General features: G+C 63.1%; 13 protein-coding genes and 2 pseudogenes. 4 read left to right on the top strand and 11 right to left on the bottom strand.

Going from position 1 to position 13,222, the window contains the following annotated elements:
* Positions 1-24 precede the first annotated feature (24 nt).
* The 3 genes from HY852_RS24125 to HY852_RS24115 all read right to left on the bottom strand — a co-directional run bounded on the left by HY852_RS24125 (position 25) and on the right by HY852_RS24115 (position 2,804).
* Positions 25-1,266, bottom strand: a complete 1,242-nt coding sequence (locus HY852_RS24125) for a GNAT family N-acetyltransferase (protein WP_291607408.1) — start codon at positions 1,264-1,266, stop codon at positions 25-27.
* 301 nt (positions 1,267-1,567) lie between these two features.
* Positions 1,568-2,320: a glycerophosphodiester phosphodiesterase gene (locus tag HY852_RS24120; RefSeq protein WP_291607407.1), complete on the bottom strand. Its 753-nt coding sequence runs from the start codon at positions 2,318-2,320 to the stop codon at positions 1,568-1,570.
* A 16-nt stretch (positions 2,321-2,336) separates the two neighbouring features.
* Positions 2,337-2,804: a RidA family protein gene (locus HY852_RS24115; RefSeq protein ID WP_291607406.1), complete on the bottom strand. Its 468-nt coding sequence runs from the start codon at positions 2,802-2,804 to the stop codon at positions 2,337-2,339.
* 241 nt (positions 2,805-3,045) lie between these two features.
* Here HY852_RS24115 and HY852_RS24110 point away from each other — a divergent pair, with 241 nt between their 5' ends.
* Positions 3,046-3,912 carry a cell envelope integrity EipB family protein gene (locus HY852_RS24110; RefSeq protein WP_291607405.1) on the top strand — a complete coding sequence of 289 codons (867 nt, stop codon included), beginning with the start codon at positions 3,046-3,048 and terminating at the stop codon, positions 3,910-3,912.
* A 1,068-nt stretch (positions 3,913-4,980) separates the two neighbouring features.
* Here the strand turns inward: HY852_RS24110 and HY852_RS24105 are convergent.
* The 3 genes and pseudogenes from HY852_RS24105 to HY852_RS24095 form a co-directional block, all read right to left on the bottom strand.
* Positions 4,981-5,268 (bottom strand): annotated as a pseudogene (locus tag HY852_RS24105) (GIY-YIG nuclease family protein).
* 196 nt (positions 5,269-5,464) lie between these two features.
* The gene (locus tag HY852_RS24100; protein WP_291607404.1) at positions 5,465-6,766 is read right to left on the bottom strand and encodes a DNA polymerase IV; all 1,302 of its coding nucleotides are present in this window, start codon (positions 6,764-6,766) and stop codon (positions 5,465-5,467) included.
* Positions 6,763-7,062, bottom strand: a complete 300-nt coding sequence (locus tag HY852_RS24095; RefSeq protein WP_291607452.1) for a DUF3572 domain-containing protein — start codon at positions 7,060-7,062, stop codon at positions 6,763-6,765. The genes HY852_RS24100 and HY852_RS24095 overlap by 4 nt, the downstream gene beginning before the upstream one ends.
* Positions 7,063-7,296: 234 nt before the next feature.
* On the opposite strand from HY852_RS24095, the gene HY852_RS24090 reads away from it, so the two are divergent.
* Both HY852_RS24090 and HY852_RS24085 read left to right on the top strand, forming a co-directional pair.
* Positions 7,297-7,662, top strand: a complete 366-nt coding sequence (locus HY852_RS24090) for a response regulator (protein ID WP_291607403.1) — start codon at positions 7,297-7,299, stop codon at positions 7,660-7,662.
* A gap of 13 nt (positions 7,663-7,675) precedes the next feature.
* Positions 7,676-9,049: a PleD family two-component system response regulator gene (locus tag HY852_RS24085; RefSeq protein WP_291607402.1), complete on the top strand. Its 1,374-nt coding sequence runs from the start codon at positions 7,676-7,678 to the stop codon at positions 9,047-9,049.
* Between the two features lie 149 nt (positions 9,050-9,198).
* Here the strand turns inward: HY852_RS24085 and HY852_RS24080 are convergent, their stop codons facing one another.
* A complete protein-coding gene (locus HY852_RS24080; protein ID WP_291607401.1) occupies positions 9,199-9,804 on the bottom strand; it encodes a TetR/AcrR family transcriptional regulator in 606 nt (201 codons plus the stop codon).
* Positions 9,805-9,963: 159 nt separating this feature from the next.
* On the opposite strand from HY852_RS24080, the gene HY852_RS24075 reads away from it, so the two are divergent.
* Complete coding sequence (locus tag HY852_RS24075; RefSeq protein WP_291607400.1) at positions 9,964-11,190, top strand: MFS transporter; 1,227 nt, start codon at positions 9,964-9,966, stop codon at positions 11,188-11,190.
* A 49-nt stretch (positions 11,191-11,239) separates the two neighbouring features.
* Here HY852_RS24075 and rpmG read toward each other — a convergent pair whose 3' ends face one another.
* The 4 genes and pseudogenes from rpmG to HY852_RS24055 form a co-directional block, all read right to left on the bottom strand.
* The gene (gene rpmG / locus HY852_RS24070; RefSeq protein ID WP_283035833.1) at positions 11,240-11,407 is read right to left on the bottom strand and encodes a 50S ribosomal protein L33; all 168 of its coding nucleotides are present in this window, start codon (positions 11,405-11,407) and stop codon (positions 11,240-11,242) included.
* A 277-nt stretch (positions 11,408-11,684) separates the two neighbouring features.
* A complete protein-coding gene (locus HY852_RS24065; protein WP_291607399.1) occupies positions 11,685-12,437 on the bottom strand; it encodes an NUDIX domain-containing protein in 753 nt (250 codons plus the stop codon).
* A 34-nt stretch (positions 12,438-12,471) separates the two neighbouring features.
* Positions 12,472-12,912 (bottom strand): DUF983 domain-containing protein, encoded by a 441-nt coding sequence (locus tag HY852_RS24060; RefSeq protein ID WP_291607398.1) that lies wholly within the window; start codon positions 12,910-12,912, stop codon positions 12,472-12,474.
* Positions 12,900-13,222, bottom strand: a pseudogene (locus tag HY852_RS24055) (ribonuclease R); the annotation flags it as partial. The gene HY852_RS24060 and the pseudogene HY852_RS24055, both read right to left, overlap by 13 nt.

Below are 13,222 nucleotides of genomic sequence, written 5' to 3'. Positions count from 1 at the left end.
ACTGTCACCACTGCACGCTACGCGTCAAGGCGCCTCGTCCGCCGCTTTCCGGAACGGGCCGAGCTCGGCCAGCTCGCGCCCGGCTTCGGCCACATAGGCGCGCTCGCGCTGCAGATAGTCGTCGATGGCGCGGCGCAGACTGCGGTCGGCGATGTAATGCGCGGAATAGGTGGTTTGCGGCAGGTAGCCGCGGGCGATCTTGTGCTCGCCCTGCGCGCCGGCTTCCACGATCCTCAGGCGGTGCTTGATCGCGAATTCCATGGCCTGATAGTAGCAGACCTCGAAATGCAGGAAGGGATGATGCTCGATCGCGCCCCAGTTGCGCCCGAACAGCGTGTCCGAGCCGATGAAGTTGATGGCGCCGGCGATCCAGCGGTTGTTGCGGCGGGCCATGACCAGCAGCACGTCCTCGGCCATGCTCTCGCCGATAAGCGAGAAGAACTCGCGCGTCAGATAGGGCCGGCCCCATTTGCGCGATCCCGTCTCCATGTAGAAATTGAAGAAGGCGTCCCATGCCTCCTCGGTGAGCTCGCTGCCTGTGAGCCAGTGGATGGTGACGCCGGCCGCAACCGCTTCGCGCCGTTCGCGCTTGATCTGTTTGCGATGGCGCGAATTCAGCGTGGCGAGGAAATCGTCAAAGGAGGCAAAGCCCTGGTTGTGCCAGTGGAATTGCTGGTCCGTGCGCTGCAGGAATCCGTGCTGCGCGAGAAGCTTCCACTCCTCCTCGCGCGCGAAGGTGACATGGACCGACGAGGCCTTGCTGACGCCGCACAGCGCGATCAGTCCGCTGGCGAGCGCGGAGCCAATGCGCTCGCGATCAAAGCCGTCGCGCACGAGGAGGCGCGGGCCGGTTGCGGGCGTGAAGGGCACGGAGACCTGTAGCTTCGGGTAATAGCGCCCGCCCGCGCGTTCAAAGGCGTCGGCCCAGCCGCGGTCGAAAACGTATTCGCCGCGCGAGTGGGATTTCAGATAGCAGGGCACGACGCCGGCGATCTTGCCGCCGACCCTGGCGACGAGGTGTCGCGGCGCCCAGCCGGTGCGCGCCGTCGCCGAGCCGGAGCCTTCGGCCGCCGCGAGAAACGCGTGGGAAACGAAAGGGTTGTACGCCGATTTTGAACCGCCGGCGGAGTGCGCTGCGAGCTTGGGGGAGTCGGATCTTCCAGTCCCGCTGGTACATCCTTGCGGATTGGAGCAGGCGTTCCAGTCCTCAGCCGGGATATCGCTGATGGAGGATACGGCTTCGAGCGTGATTTCGGATGATGCCATCGAGTGTCTTTGAGAGCCCAACCTGAAAGATCGTGCATCGCGTTGGCGACTTCAAGGGGCTGCGGAAACTCCGAACGGCCCACAAATTCCGTCATTCCGGGGCCCGAGCGCAGCGAGGGAGCCCGGAATCCATAACCACCGGCTGTGGTTATGGATCTCCGATGTGCAATTGCACATCGCAGCTCGCCGCTTCGCGGCGCCCCGGAATGACGATGACTTGATTACACGTCAGAGACACGACACCAGGATGCTCCCGCGCATGGGTGGCTTCTTGCGATGATGATGGGGAGAATGGGACCGGTTACAGTTCCGGCACGAAATCTTCGAAGATCATCTGGTCGGCGTAGCGCGCGGCGCGTTGGCGCTGCTCGGGCGTGCGCACGGTCCAGGTAAGAAGCGGGCAGCCGAAGATATTGCGCGCAATCCAGGGCGCCGGCGCCGGCAGTTGGTTGATCCAGAAGGCAACGAAGTGCGGCTGGGTGCGGAAGCCGTGGCGTAGATGGAGCATGCCGTCGCGCTGTTCGGGCCTGAGCTTGTTCCAGTAATCATCGTCATAGCTGCGCTGGGCGACGATGCCGCGCGGGCGCGAGGGCAGCAGATCGCGCAGCGCCACCACCTGGTCCGGGTCGAAGGACATGCCGACGGCCGGCCCGTCATAGGACGACAGCACCTCGGCCATCCGTTTCACGAGGCGACGGTCGCCGTCGAAATGGCTCTTCACCTCGATCACGAGCGGGACGCGGCCGGCGACGAGCGTGCAGAGGTCGCCCAGCGACATCATTTTTTCCGTGGTGTCCCTGAAGGTAACCGCCTGGAGCTCGGCCGCGGTCTTGTTGATCAGGAGACCTTCGCCGTCGGTGAGGCGGCCGAGCGCATCGTCATGGTGCACCATGGCTTCGCCATCGGAGCTAAGCTGGATGTCGACTTCGATCGAGAAATTGCCGGCGATGGCGGCGTTCACCGCGCCGGGCATGTTCTCGACGATGCCGCGGACGCTATCGTGCAGGCCGCGATGGGCGACCGGCCGCGCCGTCAGCCAGGAAGGTGCGCGCACGCCTGGAGCTTTCGCGTCAGGCGACTTCGAACAGGCCTTCGACTTCCACGGCGGCATCCGCGGGCAGCGCCGCGACGCCGACCGTGGTGCGGGCATGACGGCCCTTGTCGCCAAATGCGGCGACCATCAGGTCGGAAGCGCCGTTCAGCACCTTCGGCCCGTCGAGGAAGTCGGGCGCGGAATTGATGAAGCCTCCGAGGCGGACCACGCGCGTGACCTTGTCGAGGTCGCCGATTGCCGCCTTGACCTGCGCGAGCAGGTTGATGGCGCAGCCGCGCGCGGCCGCATTGCCTTGCTCGAGCGTGACGGTCGCACCCAGCTTGCCCTTGGCGATCAGTTTGCCCTGAGCGTCGAAGCAGACCTGGCCGGACACGAACAGCAGGTTGCCGGTGCGCACGAAGGGGACGTAGTTTGCCACGGGAGCTGTGGGCTCGTGCAAGACCACGCCCTGAGCCGCCAGTTTCTGTTCGACCGTACCCGCCATGATTCATCCCCGTGTGTTTAAGAAGGACCCGGCCCGGTTTCGAGCGGCCGGAGCGCGCTTGTTTCGCCGATTGCGCGCCCGCATGCAAGCGAGCGAGGCCCGGCCGGGCTTCAGGCCAACTGCATTTCCCTAGCAAAACCAACCGGTTCGACGGAGAATTCGCAATTTTCCATGAAGCTGCCTCAGTTGTGGCGCAATGGAACGGCCATTAATGTGACGAATCTTCTCTCAAGGATCGGACATGATGCAAGGTTTCCGGATTTCGCGCGGTGTGATGGCGCTCGGCGCGGCCGCGCTTGGCATCGCGGCTCTTGGGACGGGCGGCGAGGCGGTTGCCGCTGCAAGCGGGCCGTTCCTGTCGCATCAGGCGCTTTATGACCTCCGCCTGCTGAAGTCGCGCACCAATTCCATCAACAGCGCCCGCGGGCGCATCCTTTACAGCTTCTCCGGGAATAGCTGCGAGGGTTACACCTCCGACTTCCGCCAGGTTTCCGAACTCGACAGCGGTGAAGGCAAGATCACCCTGAGCGACCTGCGCTCGAGCTCGTGGGAGGACGCGGCGGGGAAGAGCTATCGCTTCAAGATCGATGCGCGGATGAACAATTCCGACGCCAGCCCGGTCGACGGTATGGCGGAGCGCGACGGCGACCATATCAAGGTCAAGCTGAAGCAGCCGGTTGCGAAGACGTTCACGCTCGACGGTTCGGTCGTGTTTCCGACCGAGCAGATCCAGCGCATCATCGCCGCCGCAAAGCAAGGCAAGTCGGTGCTTGAGCTTACCGTCTATGACGGTTCCGACAACGGCGAGAAGGTCTACAACACGCTTTCGGTGATCGGTCAGGCGATTCCGCCCGATCGGACCATTGCCTCGCCCGATCCGTCGACCACCGACGAGCGCATGAAGTCGATGACACGGTGGCCCGTCACCGTCAGCTATTACGACCGCGACTCACAGAACAAGGAAGGCGAGCAGACCCCGATGTACGCAATGTCGTTCGAGCTGTTCGAGAACGGCGTGTCGCGGTCGCTGGTGCTCGATTACAATGATTTCGTCATCGCCGGCGCGCTCGGCAAGTTCGATGTCAGGGATACCAAGCCCTGCAATTGATCGGGGCCTGCTACTGACTTCGCCGTCATTGCGAGCGAAGCGAAGCAATCCAGAATGCCTCCGCGGTGACAGCCTGGATTGCTTCGTCGCTATCGCTCCTCGCAATGACGACGTTGAGATAATGTGCGCAATGCCTGCATATTGTTGAATTTCGCGAATTACGTTGACAGTGCATCTAACTGTGCAACGCCACCGTTGCCGATTTCGTCATCACGTTAGAATTAGTGCACTGGCACCGTAATTCCGGGCCTCTGATCGCAAAACTGCCGCCTGTCAGGCAAATCAGGCAAAACCTGTCAAGCCCCTGCCACAAAAATAATTCTCTTTATCCGAATTCGGATTTTACGTATACGTGGTTCGTCCCACCCACTGAAGGGGCGGTCGTACGTCGTCACGAACGCGGGTTGGGATGCGGTGGACGCGGCAGCGTCGGCGCGAACAGGTGATTGCAGGGCGGGCAGAGGATTGAGCCGAACCCCGTGAGCGATCCCCTGGCGCGCAGGACGAACGGCGCTGCAAGTTCGTCTCGCTGATCCTTCGAGGCGTGTGCAATATCCTCGAAAGCTCTTGGCGCTGACGAATGCCGCGTGCGGTGAAAACGTGTGGTCCTGGCTGCCGTTGCTGCAGTCAAGCTTCGCGGAGGCGTCTTGGCCCAACCGGGTGCGAGGCGTCGTCAATCTGCGGGGTGACGGTGACAAGCAAGAATTCGTCGCCGAGGAGAGCGCGCCATAAGCCGTAAAGCCACTGCGCAGGGAAGGCCGGGTGTTGCGGAGGTACCTGTATGATCGTGTGCGATTTCTAAAGCGTGTGCGCACACGAGACCGCGGGTGCAGCGGGCACCCGGTCTTCCCTGCGCCCTCTGTTTGAGAAGAGGGCGTGGAAGTGAAGCAAAACTCGGGCAGAACATGCCGCGAGAAGGCGAACCTATGTCCCTCGGGGTTCTTGAAAATTTGCGTCGGCAACGGTTGTTTGACTCGTCATTGCGAGCGAAGCGAAGCAATCCAGGATGCCTCCGCGGGGGCAGCCTGGATTGCTTCGTCGCTATCGCTCCTCGCAATGACGGGGTCTCTATGCCAGTGTCCCAAAGAGATCTTTCCAATCAGGATTCAGACTCTCAATCAATGCAAGCTTGTTTGCGCGGCTTCCGGCCTTGATCTGCTTCTCACGGGTGATGGCATCATTCATGGTAGCGTGCAATTCGTACCAGACGAGCATCTTGCATCCATATTTGAAGGAGAAGCCCTTCACCAATCATTCGCGGTGCTCATAAGCACGGCGCGGGAGGTTGGACGTAACGCCAGTGTAGATCGTCCCATTCCGGCGATTGGCGACCATGTAAACGCAAGCCTGCTTCATCGCAGTTCGCCCGCTTCCAGTTCAACGAAAGGTAGCATTATTGACCCGTCATTGCGAGCCAAGCGTAGCAATCCAGAATCTTTCCGCGGAAAGACTCTGGATTGCTTCGTCGCTGTCGCTCCTCGCAATGACGACGTTGAGAAAATGTCCGCAATGCCTGCCACCGTCATGCCGGGGCGCGGCAAGGGATCATCGCTCAGTCGTGTTCCGCCTTTTCCGGTCCGTCATAGGCGATGCCGCGGATGACCGCGGCATCCCCGAACTTCTTCCGCAAGCTGTCCATCGCGCGTTCGGCATTGGCGGAGCGGCGGTCGAGCAGGTCGGTATCATCGGCCTGCAATCCCGGCCGCAGCGCGCTGACGCCGGCGCCCATCAATCGGAAGGCCGTGCCGTCGATCTCCCTGGTCAGCAATTCCCGGCACACCGTGAAGATCTTCGCGGCCAGCTGCGTCGGCGCGCCGATCGATTGCGAGCGCGTGCGCTGACGGAAATCGGCGGTCTTCAGTTTCAGTGTGATGGTCGAGCCGGCGAGCTCGCTGTTTTTCAGGCGCGAGGAGACTTTCTCCGAAAGGCGCCACAGCACTTTCTCCAGCGTGACGAAGTCGCGAATATCGGTTTCGAACGTCGTTTCGTTGGAGATGGTCTTGGCGCCGCGGTCCGGCACGACACGGCGGTCGTCGATGCCGCGGGCGAGGCGCCACAGCCTGCGGCCGTCGGTCGGGAACTGCCGCATCAACTCGATCTCGTCGGCGCGCTGCAGGTCTCCGATCGTTCGGAAGCCGCGCTGGACCAGCCGCTCCTGGGTGGCAGGGCCGACGCCGAAAATGAAGCCGACCGGTTTCTCCGCGAGCATGACACGGGCCTGTTCCTGATCGAGCGTCGCAAAGCCTCTCGGCTTGTCGAGGTCGGAGGCGATCTTGGCCAGGAACTTGTTACTGGAAAGCCCGACCGAAACGCTGATGCCGATGTCGCGCTCGACCTCGCGTGCAAAGCGGGCCAGCACCTTGGCCGGAATGGCGCCGTGGACGCGCTCCGTGCCGGACAGGTCGAGGAAGGCCTCATCGATCGAAAGCGGCTCGACCAGTGGCGTCAGCGCCTGCATGGCTTGGCGCACCTCGCGTCCGACCCGGACATATTTCGCCATGTCGGGACGAATCACGGTCGCGTGCGGGCACAGCGCCAGGGCCTTGAACATCGGCATGGCCGAGTGCACGCCATAGGTTCGCGCGATGTAGCAGGCCGCCGACACCACGCCGCGCTTGCCGCCGCCGATGATCACCGGCTTGTCGGCGAGTTCCGGGTTGTCGCGCTTCTCGATGGTGGCGTAGAACGCGTCGCAGTCGATATGGGCGATGGTGAGGGTTGCAAGCTGCGGATGACGCGCGAGGCGAGGGGAACCGCACCGGGAGCAACGCCGCGCGCCGATGTCGAGATCAGCCAGGCAGTCGCGGCAGAAGCACGTCGGTCCGCCGGCTCCGCCTGGTGGTGAGGCGCTCACGGCGCATCGCGCTCCCACTGCGGATCGCCCAGCAATTGCCGCGCCGCCGCGATATTGGTTGGATGGAGTTGCGATACGCTCGCAAAAGCCTGTACGGTGGCGTCGTCGCGCATCACGAAGTCGAGAACGCTGACGAGGAAATTCGGGTCGCTCGCCGCGTTGCGCAGGGTGTCCGGACCAATGCCTGTTTCAGCCAGGAATAACCCCAGCCGTTCGGGGTCGCCGGCGACGAAAGAAAGGGCCTGAATCGCAACGATTTCAGCCACTTCACGGGGGTTTTGAACAGGCTTTTTCAACGGGGCGGTTTGCCTTTCCATTAACTTATGGTCTCTAATTTGGGATGATCATGCCCGAGTCTGGGGAGTGCGTTCAAGCAAGCGGAAACCACATCGCAGAAAGTTGGCCCTTCGGTTTAACGGGTTAGAGCGAATCTGCGGCTAGTTTGAATTCAGTTTTTCCAAGCGCGGCCCAATGGCGCGCCCGGGACATGAAATGTCGGAATCGTCTTCGTTGGAAAGAGGAGGGACGGGATGGGAAAGACCGTCCTGATCGTCGAGGACAACGAGCTGAACATGAAGCTCTTTCGCGATCTTCTGGAGGCGCACGGCTACCAGACCTCAGGCACCTCCAACGGGTATGAGGCGCTCGATCTCGTTCGCAAGATGCGTCCCGACCTCGTGCTGATGGATATTCAGCTGCCGCAGGTGTCCGGGCTCGAGGTCACGCGCTGGATCAAGGACGATCCGGAGCTGCGCGCCATTCCGGTGGTCGCCGTTACCGCATTCGCCATGAAGGGCGACGAGGAGCGCATCCGCGAGGGCGGCTGCGAGGCCTATCTTTCCAAGCCGATCTCGGTCGGCAAGTTTATCGAAACGGTTCGCCGTTTCATCGGGTAGGGAGTGAGTTTCGGTGTCCGCGCGTATTCTGGTCGTCGATGACGTCCCCGCCAATATCAAGCTTCTGGAAGCAAGGCTGTCGGCCGAATATTTCGATGTGCTGACCGCGCCCAACGGCACCGAGGCGCTGAAGATGTGTCAGCGTGCCGAGTGCGACATCATCCTGCTCGACGTGATGATGCCGGACATCGACGGCTTCGAGGTGTGCCGGCGGCTGAAATCCGATCCGCTCACGCACCACATCCCCGTGGTCATGGTCACGGCGCTCGACAGTGCGTCCGATCGCGTGCGCGGACTTGAGGCGGGCGCTGATGATTTCCTGACCAAACCGGTATCCGACGTGGCGCTGATCGCACGGGTGCGTTCGCTTACGCGGCTCAAGATGATGACCGACGAGCTGCGCATGCGCGCCGTCACCTCGTTCGAGATCGGCGTGCAGGCGCCGGAGCGCAGCGCGATCACCGATACCGGGAAGGGCGGGCGCGTACTCCTGGTCGACGACCGTTCGTCGTCCTACGAGCGGCTGGCGAGCCTGCTCGCCGCCGAGCATGCCGTCGACGTCGAGCCCAATCCGGCCGAGGCGCTGTTTCATGCCGCCGATGGCAATTACGATCTCCTGATCGTTTCGCTCGACCTGCACAACTACGACGGCTTGCGGCTTTGCAGCCAGGCCCGGTCGCTGGAGCGGACGCGCCATGTGCCGATCCTCGCGATCGCGGATCCCGACAGCAACACGCGCCTGCTGCGCGGACTGGAGATCGGGGTCAACGACTATTTGTTGCGTCCCATCGACAAGAACGAGCTGCTGGCACGCGCCCGCACCCAGATCAGGCGCCGCCGCTATACCGATCATCTGCGCGACAACGTGCAGAATTCCATCGAGATGGCGATCACGGATGCGCTGACGGGGCTGCACAATCGCCGCTACATGGAAAGCCATCTCGCCACGCTGGCGGAGCAGGCGTCGACACGCGGCAAGCCGCTGGCGCTGATGATGCTCGATATCGACTACTTCAAGTCGATCAACGACGGCTACGGCCACGATGCCGGCGACGACGTGCTGCGCGAGTTCGCGGTGCGCGTGCGCAAGTCGATCCGCGGCATCGATCTCGCCTGCCGCTATGGCGGCGAGGAATTCGTGATCGTCATGCCGGAAACGGATCTGCATGTCGCGGGCATGGTCGCAGAGCGCGTGCGTCGCTCGATCGCCGGCGAGCCCTTTGCGGTCAACAACGGCAGCAAGCGCATCGACGTCACGATCTCGATCGGGCTGTCGACGCTGGAGACGAAGGGTGAAGCGGTCGCCGACGTCCTGAAGCGCGCCGATCAGGCGCTCTATCGCGCCAAGCATGACGGCCGCAACCGCGTGGTGGCGCAGGCGGCCTGATTGTAGTCGCGCGTTGCAGACGCATCGTCTTCCACATCGTTGGTCGTCATGCCCCGCGAAAGCGGGGCATCCAGTATGCCGCGACCTCTCGACTGGATCATGCTGTCTCTGGAAAACTGGATCACCCGCTTTCGCATTGACGACAATATTCACTCAGGAGAGCGCTTTTTTGATTTTAACGGCGTCTTCCCCGGTGCCGCATCATCTCCCACATCCACGCCCGCATTCCTCAGCAGCACCGTGGCGGCTTCCTTGGCCGCACGCGCCATCGCCGGATCGTCGCGCACGAGGTCCTGCGCGATGGAGCCGTCGACCAGCAGAACGAGCTGGGTTGCGAGCGCGTCTGCGTCCGTGACCCCGAGCGCCGTCAGGCGGTCGCGGAACCACAGCCTGCGGCTTTCCTTGAACGCCTTGGCGATCCTCTTCACCGCGCGGTCCTCTTCGCCGAGCTCCGCCACCGCGTTGACGAAGGGGCAGCCGCGGAAATCGCGCGAGGCAAAGCGCCGCTCCAGCGAATCGAAGGTCGCCAGGATCTGCTCGACGGCAGTCCTGGCCGAGGGCCTCGGCTCCGATGGCGGCGGGCGGACGAAGCGGCGCTCGAGATAGGCCGTTATCAACGCATCCTTGGACGGGAAGTGGTTGTAGAGCGTGCGCTTGCTGATGCCGATCTCGGCCGCAATCGTGTCGACACCGATGGCGCGGATGCCCTGCAGATAGAACAGCCGGTCGGCCGTCTCGAGGATCCGCTCCTTCATATCCGTTTTCGTGCCGGCAGCCATTACACAGACCTGTGTACTCGGTGCTTGACAGCGTGTGTCGCTTTCATTCTTAATTACACCGACCTGTGTAATCAAGCCGGATGCGGCGGCAGGCCGCGCCCCTGGGCGGCGTGAAAAATGGGGAGAACCACAACCATGCCGCTGCTGCAAGCGCTCCGTCCCACGCTCCCGATCCTGATCGGCGCCTCGGTGATGCTGACGCTCAGCATGGGCCTGCGGCAGAGTCTCGGGATCTTCCTGCAGCCATTGACCCAGGATGTCGGCATCAGCGTCTCCGACTTTACCCTTGCCATCGCCGTGCAGAACCTCGCCTGGGGATTCCTGCAACCGCTCGCAGGCGCGCTGACGGTGCGCCACGGCTTTCGTGCCATCATGATGGCAGGCGCGCTTCTTTACATCGCAGGGCTGGCGCTGATGGCGGGCGCCCAGGGCATGATCAGCTTGATGCTGGGGGCGGGAGTCCTGATCGGTACCTCGCTCGCCTGTACCGCGGCCGCGATGGCGATGTCGGTCGCGGCCCGCGCGGCGCCCGAGGGCGTGCGCAGCACGGTGCTCGGCATCGTCTCCGCGGCGGGCTCGCTGGGCGCGCTGCTATCGGCGCCGATAGGCCAGGCGCTGAGTGAAGGCTATGGCTGGCGCATCGGCCTCGTCGGTTTCCTCATTCTGTCGCTCTTCATGCTGCCGGCGGCCTGGTTCGCGGGCCGGGTTGACCGCGTTCCATTGCCGAAGGTGAAGGGCATCGGCGATGTTTCGGCGACTGAAGCGACGATGACCGCATTCGGCAACGCCTCCTTCACCGTGATGACGGCGGCATATTTCGTCTGCGGCATGCAGCTCGTGTTCATCACGACACACCTGCCGTCCTATCTTTCGATCTGCGGCATGGATCCGATGCTGAGCGCGCAGACGCTCGGCGTCATCGGCGGCTTCAATGTGCTGGGCTCCCTGTTCTTCGGCTGGGCAGGCCAGCGCTGGAACAAGCTTGCGCTGCTCGGCGGCATTTATGTTGCGCGCTCGCTGGTGCTCGCCTGGTATTTCATGGTGCCGCCGTCGCCGACGTCGACGCTGGTGTTCGGCGCGCTGATGGGATTCCTGTGGCTCGGCGTTGGCCCCCTGGTCGCCGGCGCAGTCGCGGAAATGTTCGGCCTGCAATGGCAAGCGATGATCCAGGGGCTGGCCTTCATGAGCCACCAGGTCGGCAGCTTCGTCGGGGCCTATGGCGGCGGGCTGATCTATGACGCGCTCGGCTCCTACACGCTGGCCTGGCAGATCGGCGTCGCGGTGGGTTTGTCGGCAGGGATCGTCCAGGTCGCCTTTGCGCTGATCCGGCCAACGGCGCCGCCGCTATTGCGGACGGCGTAAATAAAAACGGGGCCGCCAGGGCCCCGCCGAAGTCGGTAGGTATCCGCCCTTACTTGATCTTGGCTTCGCGGAATTCGACGTGCTTGCGCGCGACCGGGTCGTACTTCTTCTTGACCAGCTTCTCGGTCATGGTGCGCGAATTCTTCTTGGCGACGTAGTAGAAGCCGGTGTCCGCCGAGGACACGAGTTTGACCTTGATGGTGACCGCTTTGGCCATGTTCAGGACCTCTGGAAATGGTGGGGTATCGGGAGCCGGCCAATCGGCCCGCAGTTGGCCGGCAACCTAGCCGCAAAACGCCCAAAGTCAAGGTTTTGGAGGTAAACGACCGCATTTTCCGCCGTTAAGGGCTGAAAGAAGGCTTTTCGGGCCGTGGGAGGCCCTTTCGCGTCTTTCCGGGCCGCGCGTGAGCGCGAACCCGGAATAATCTCGCACCATTCCAGTTAGGGGTTCATTGCTGTGCGATGCCGCGGAAATGACGAACGACGCGGAGGCGCTAGCCCCCCAGAATGTCCTTGTGCATCTTGCCGCCGTAGAAGTGGAAGAACGGCACCGGCGCATCGTGCCGCAGCGGGCCAGTGGAAAGGCGGCGGTCCAGTTCGCCGAGCACGTTCTTGGTCATTGCATGAAGATCGGCGAGCGGCCTGGAGCCGAGTTCTACCCAGACGAGTTCGACCAGTTCCGCATCCGCATGCACCACGCCCTCGACGCGGTGGGTGATGGCGGAGGCATCCGCCGTGAAGAAACGCGTATCGAAACGCCGCACGCGACCCGGCGGGGTGATGGCGCGCGCGATCAGGAACAGGCCGGATGGATCAGGCAACAGGCCCGCATCGGCAAATGGCTTCCACGCGCCATCGAGCTCTTGCGTCGTCCCTTCGATCTTGCGGCCCAGGCACAGGCCGGTTTCCTCGCAAGCCTCGCGGATCGCCGCGATCGCGAGCGACTTGGCCCGCGACGGCGCGATTTTCGGGCTTCCCTTCAACAGATTGGCCTCGAGCTCTTGCGGGATCGGCGCCGCGACCGGCACACGATGGTCCGTCTTGTCGACGCGGCCGCCGGGGAAGACGAACTTGCCGGGCATGAACACCACCTTGTCGTGCCGCCTGCCGACCAGAACCTTGGGAATGGGGCCCCTGCGATCCACCAGGATCAGCGTCGCCGCGTCCTTCGGGCGGAAATACGGATGGTGATCGGCTTCCTTCTCTTCCGCCTTTTCTTCTTTGGCTACCTGCGCCGCTTCCGTCATTTCCAGCCCCAAACTCTCTTGTTGTTTGTTCTCATCATACCGGCGGAATACCATCCGGTGGATTGTCGTCAAAGCCGTGCATGCGCAGCGCCCATTGCAGGCCGACCACCGCGCCCTTGATCGGCTGCAATAGCGCCAGCGATGCGAAGAACGTGAAGGGCAGGTAGGCTGCAAAGGTCAGCCAGACCGGTGTCGTGTAGTTGGTCTCGATCCAGAGCACGGCCGGCACCACGATGTGGCCCACAATCACGATCACGAGATAGGCGGGCAGGTCGTCGGCGCGATGTGGCGTGAAATCGAGCCCGCAGGACGAGCAATTGTCGGCGGTCTTCAGGAAGGCACGGAACAGCTTGCCTTCGCCGCAGCGCGGACAGCGGCCGCGAAAGCCGCGCTTCATCGCGCTCCACACGTCCCGCTTTTCGACCAGCCCGGTCTGCCGAGTCCAGACCCTGGGAGCCATGCTCATCGCTTCCATGACTTGCCTTTCTTCGACTTGCCTGACTTTCGCTTCTCCGGCTTGTGCTTCTTCTCGCCTGCCGCGCGGCCAGGACGGGCCTTGGCTGGCTTCCGTTCGCGAGGAGGCCCCTCGCGGCTGCGGCTGCGCGATGTGGCCCCGGGCTGCGACAACAGCTCGAAGCGCAACGCGCCCGCTACTGGCGCCGCTTCTACCAGACGCACGTCGACCACGTCACCCAGCCGGTGCATGGCACCGCTGCGTGAGCCGACCAGCGCGTGGCGGCTTTCGTCATAATGGAAATACTCCGAGCCAATGCTGCGGATCGGTA

This window comes from Bradyrhizobium sp., assembly GCF_016213215.1.
In the GTDB taxonomy this organism is placed as follows: domain Bacteria; phylum Pseudomonadota; class Alphaproteobacteria; order Rhizobiales; family Xanthobacteraceae; genus Bradyrhizobium.
Note: the sequence above shows the minus strand (reverse complement) of the source record. Positions and strands in the feature narration are given on the sequence as shown.

Excerpts from the sequence above, each read along its gene's own strand:
- HY852_RS24125 (WP_291607408.1), bottom strand. The coding sequence starts at position 1,266 with ATGGCATCATCCGAAATCACGCTCGAAGCCGTATCCTCCATCAGCGAT.
- HY852_RS24115 (WP_291607406.1), bottom strand. The coding sequence starts at position 2,804 with ATGGCGGGTACGGTCGAACAGAAACTGGCGGCTCAGGGCGTGGTCTTG.
- HY852_RS24110 (WP_291607405.1), top strand. The coding sequence starts at position 3,046 with ATGATGCAAGGTTTCCGGATTTCGCGCGGTGTGATGGCGCTCGGCGCG.
- HY852_RS24090 (WP_291607403.1), top strand. The coding sequence starts at position 7,297 with ATGGGAAAGACCGTCCTGATCGTCGAGGACAACGAGCTGAACATGAAG.
- HY852_RS24080 (WP_291607401.1), bottom strand. The coding sequence starts at position 9,804 with ATGAAGGAGCGGATCCTCGAGACGGCCGACCGGCTGTTCTATCTGCAG.
- HY852_RS24075 (WP_291607400.1), top strand. The coding sequence starts at position 9,964 with ATGCCGCTGCTGCAAGCGCTCCGTCCCACGCTCCCGATCCTGATCGGC.
- rpmG (WP_283035833.1), bottom strand. The coding sequence starts at position 11,407 with ATGGCCAAAGCGGTCACCATCAAGGTCAAACTCGTGTCCTCGGCGGAC.
- HY852_RS24065 (WP_291607399.1), bottom strand. The coding sequence starts at position 12,437 with ATGACGGAAGCGGCGCAGGTAGCCAAAGAAGAAAAGGCGGAAGAGAAG.
- HY852_RS24060 (WP_291607398.1), bottom strand. The coding sequence starts at position 12,912 with ATGGAAGCGATGAGCATGGCTCCCAGGGTCTGGACTCGGCAGACCGGG.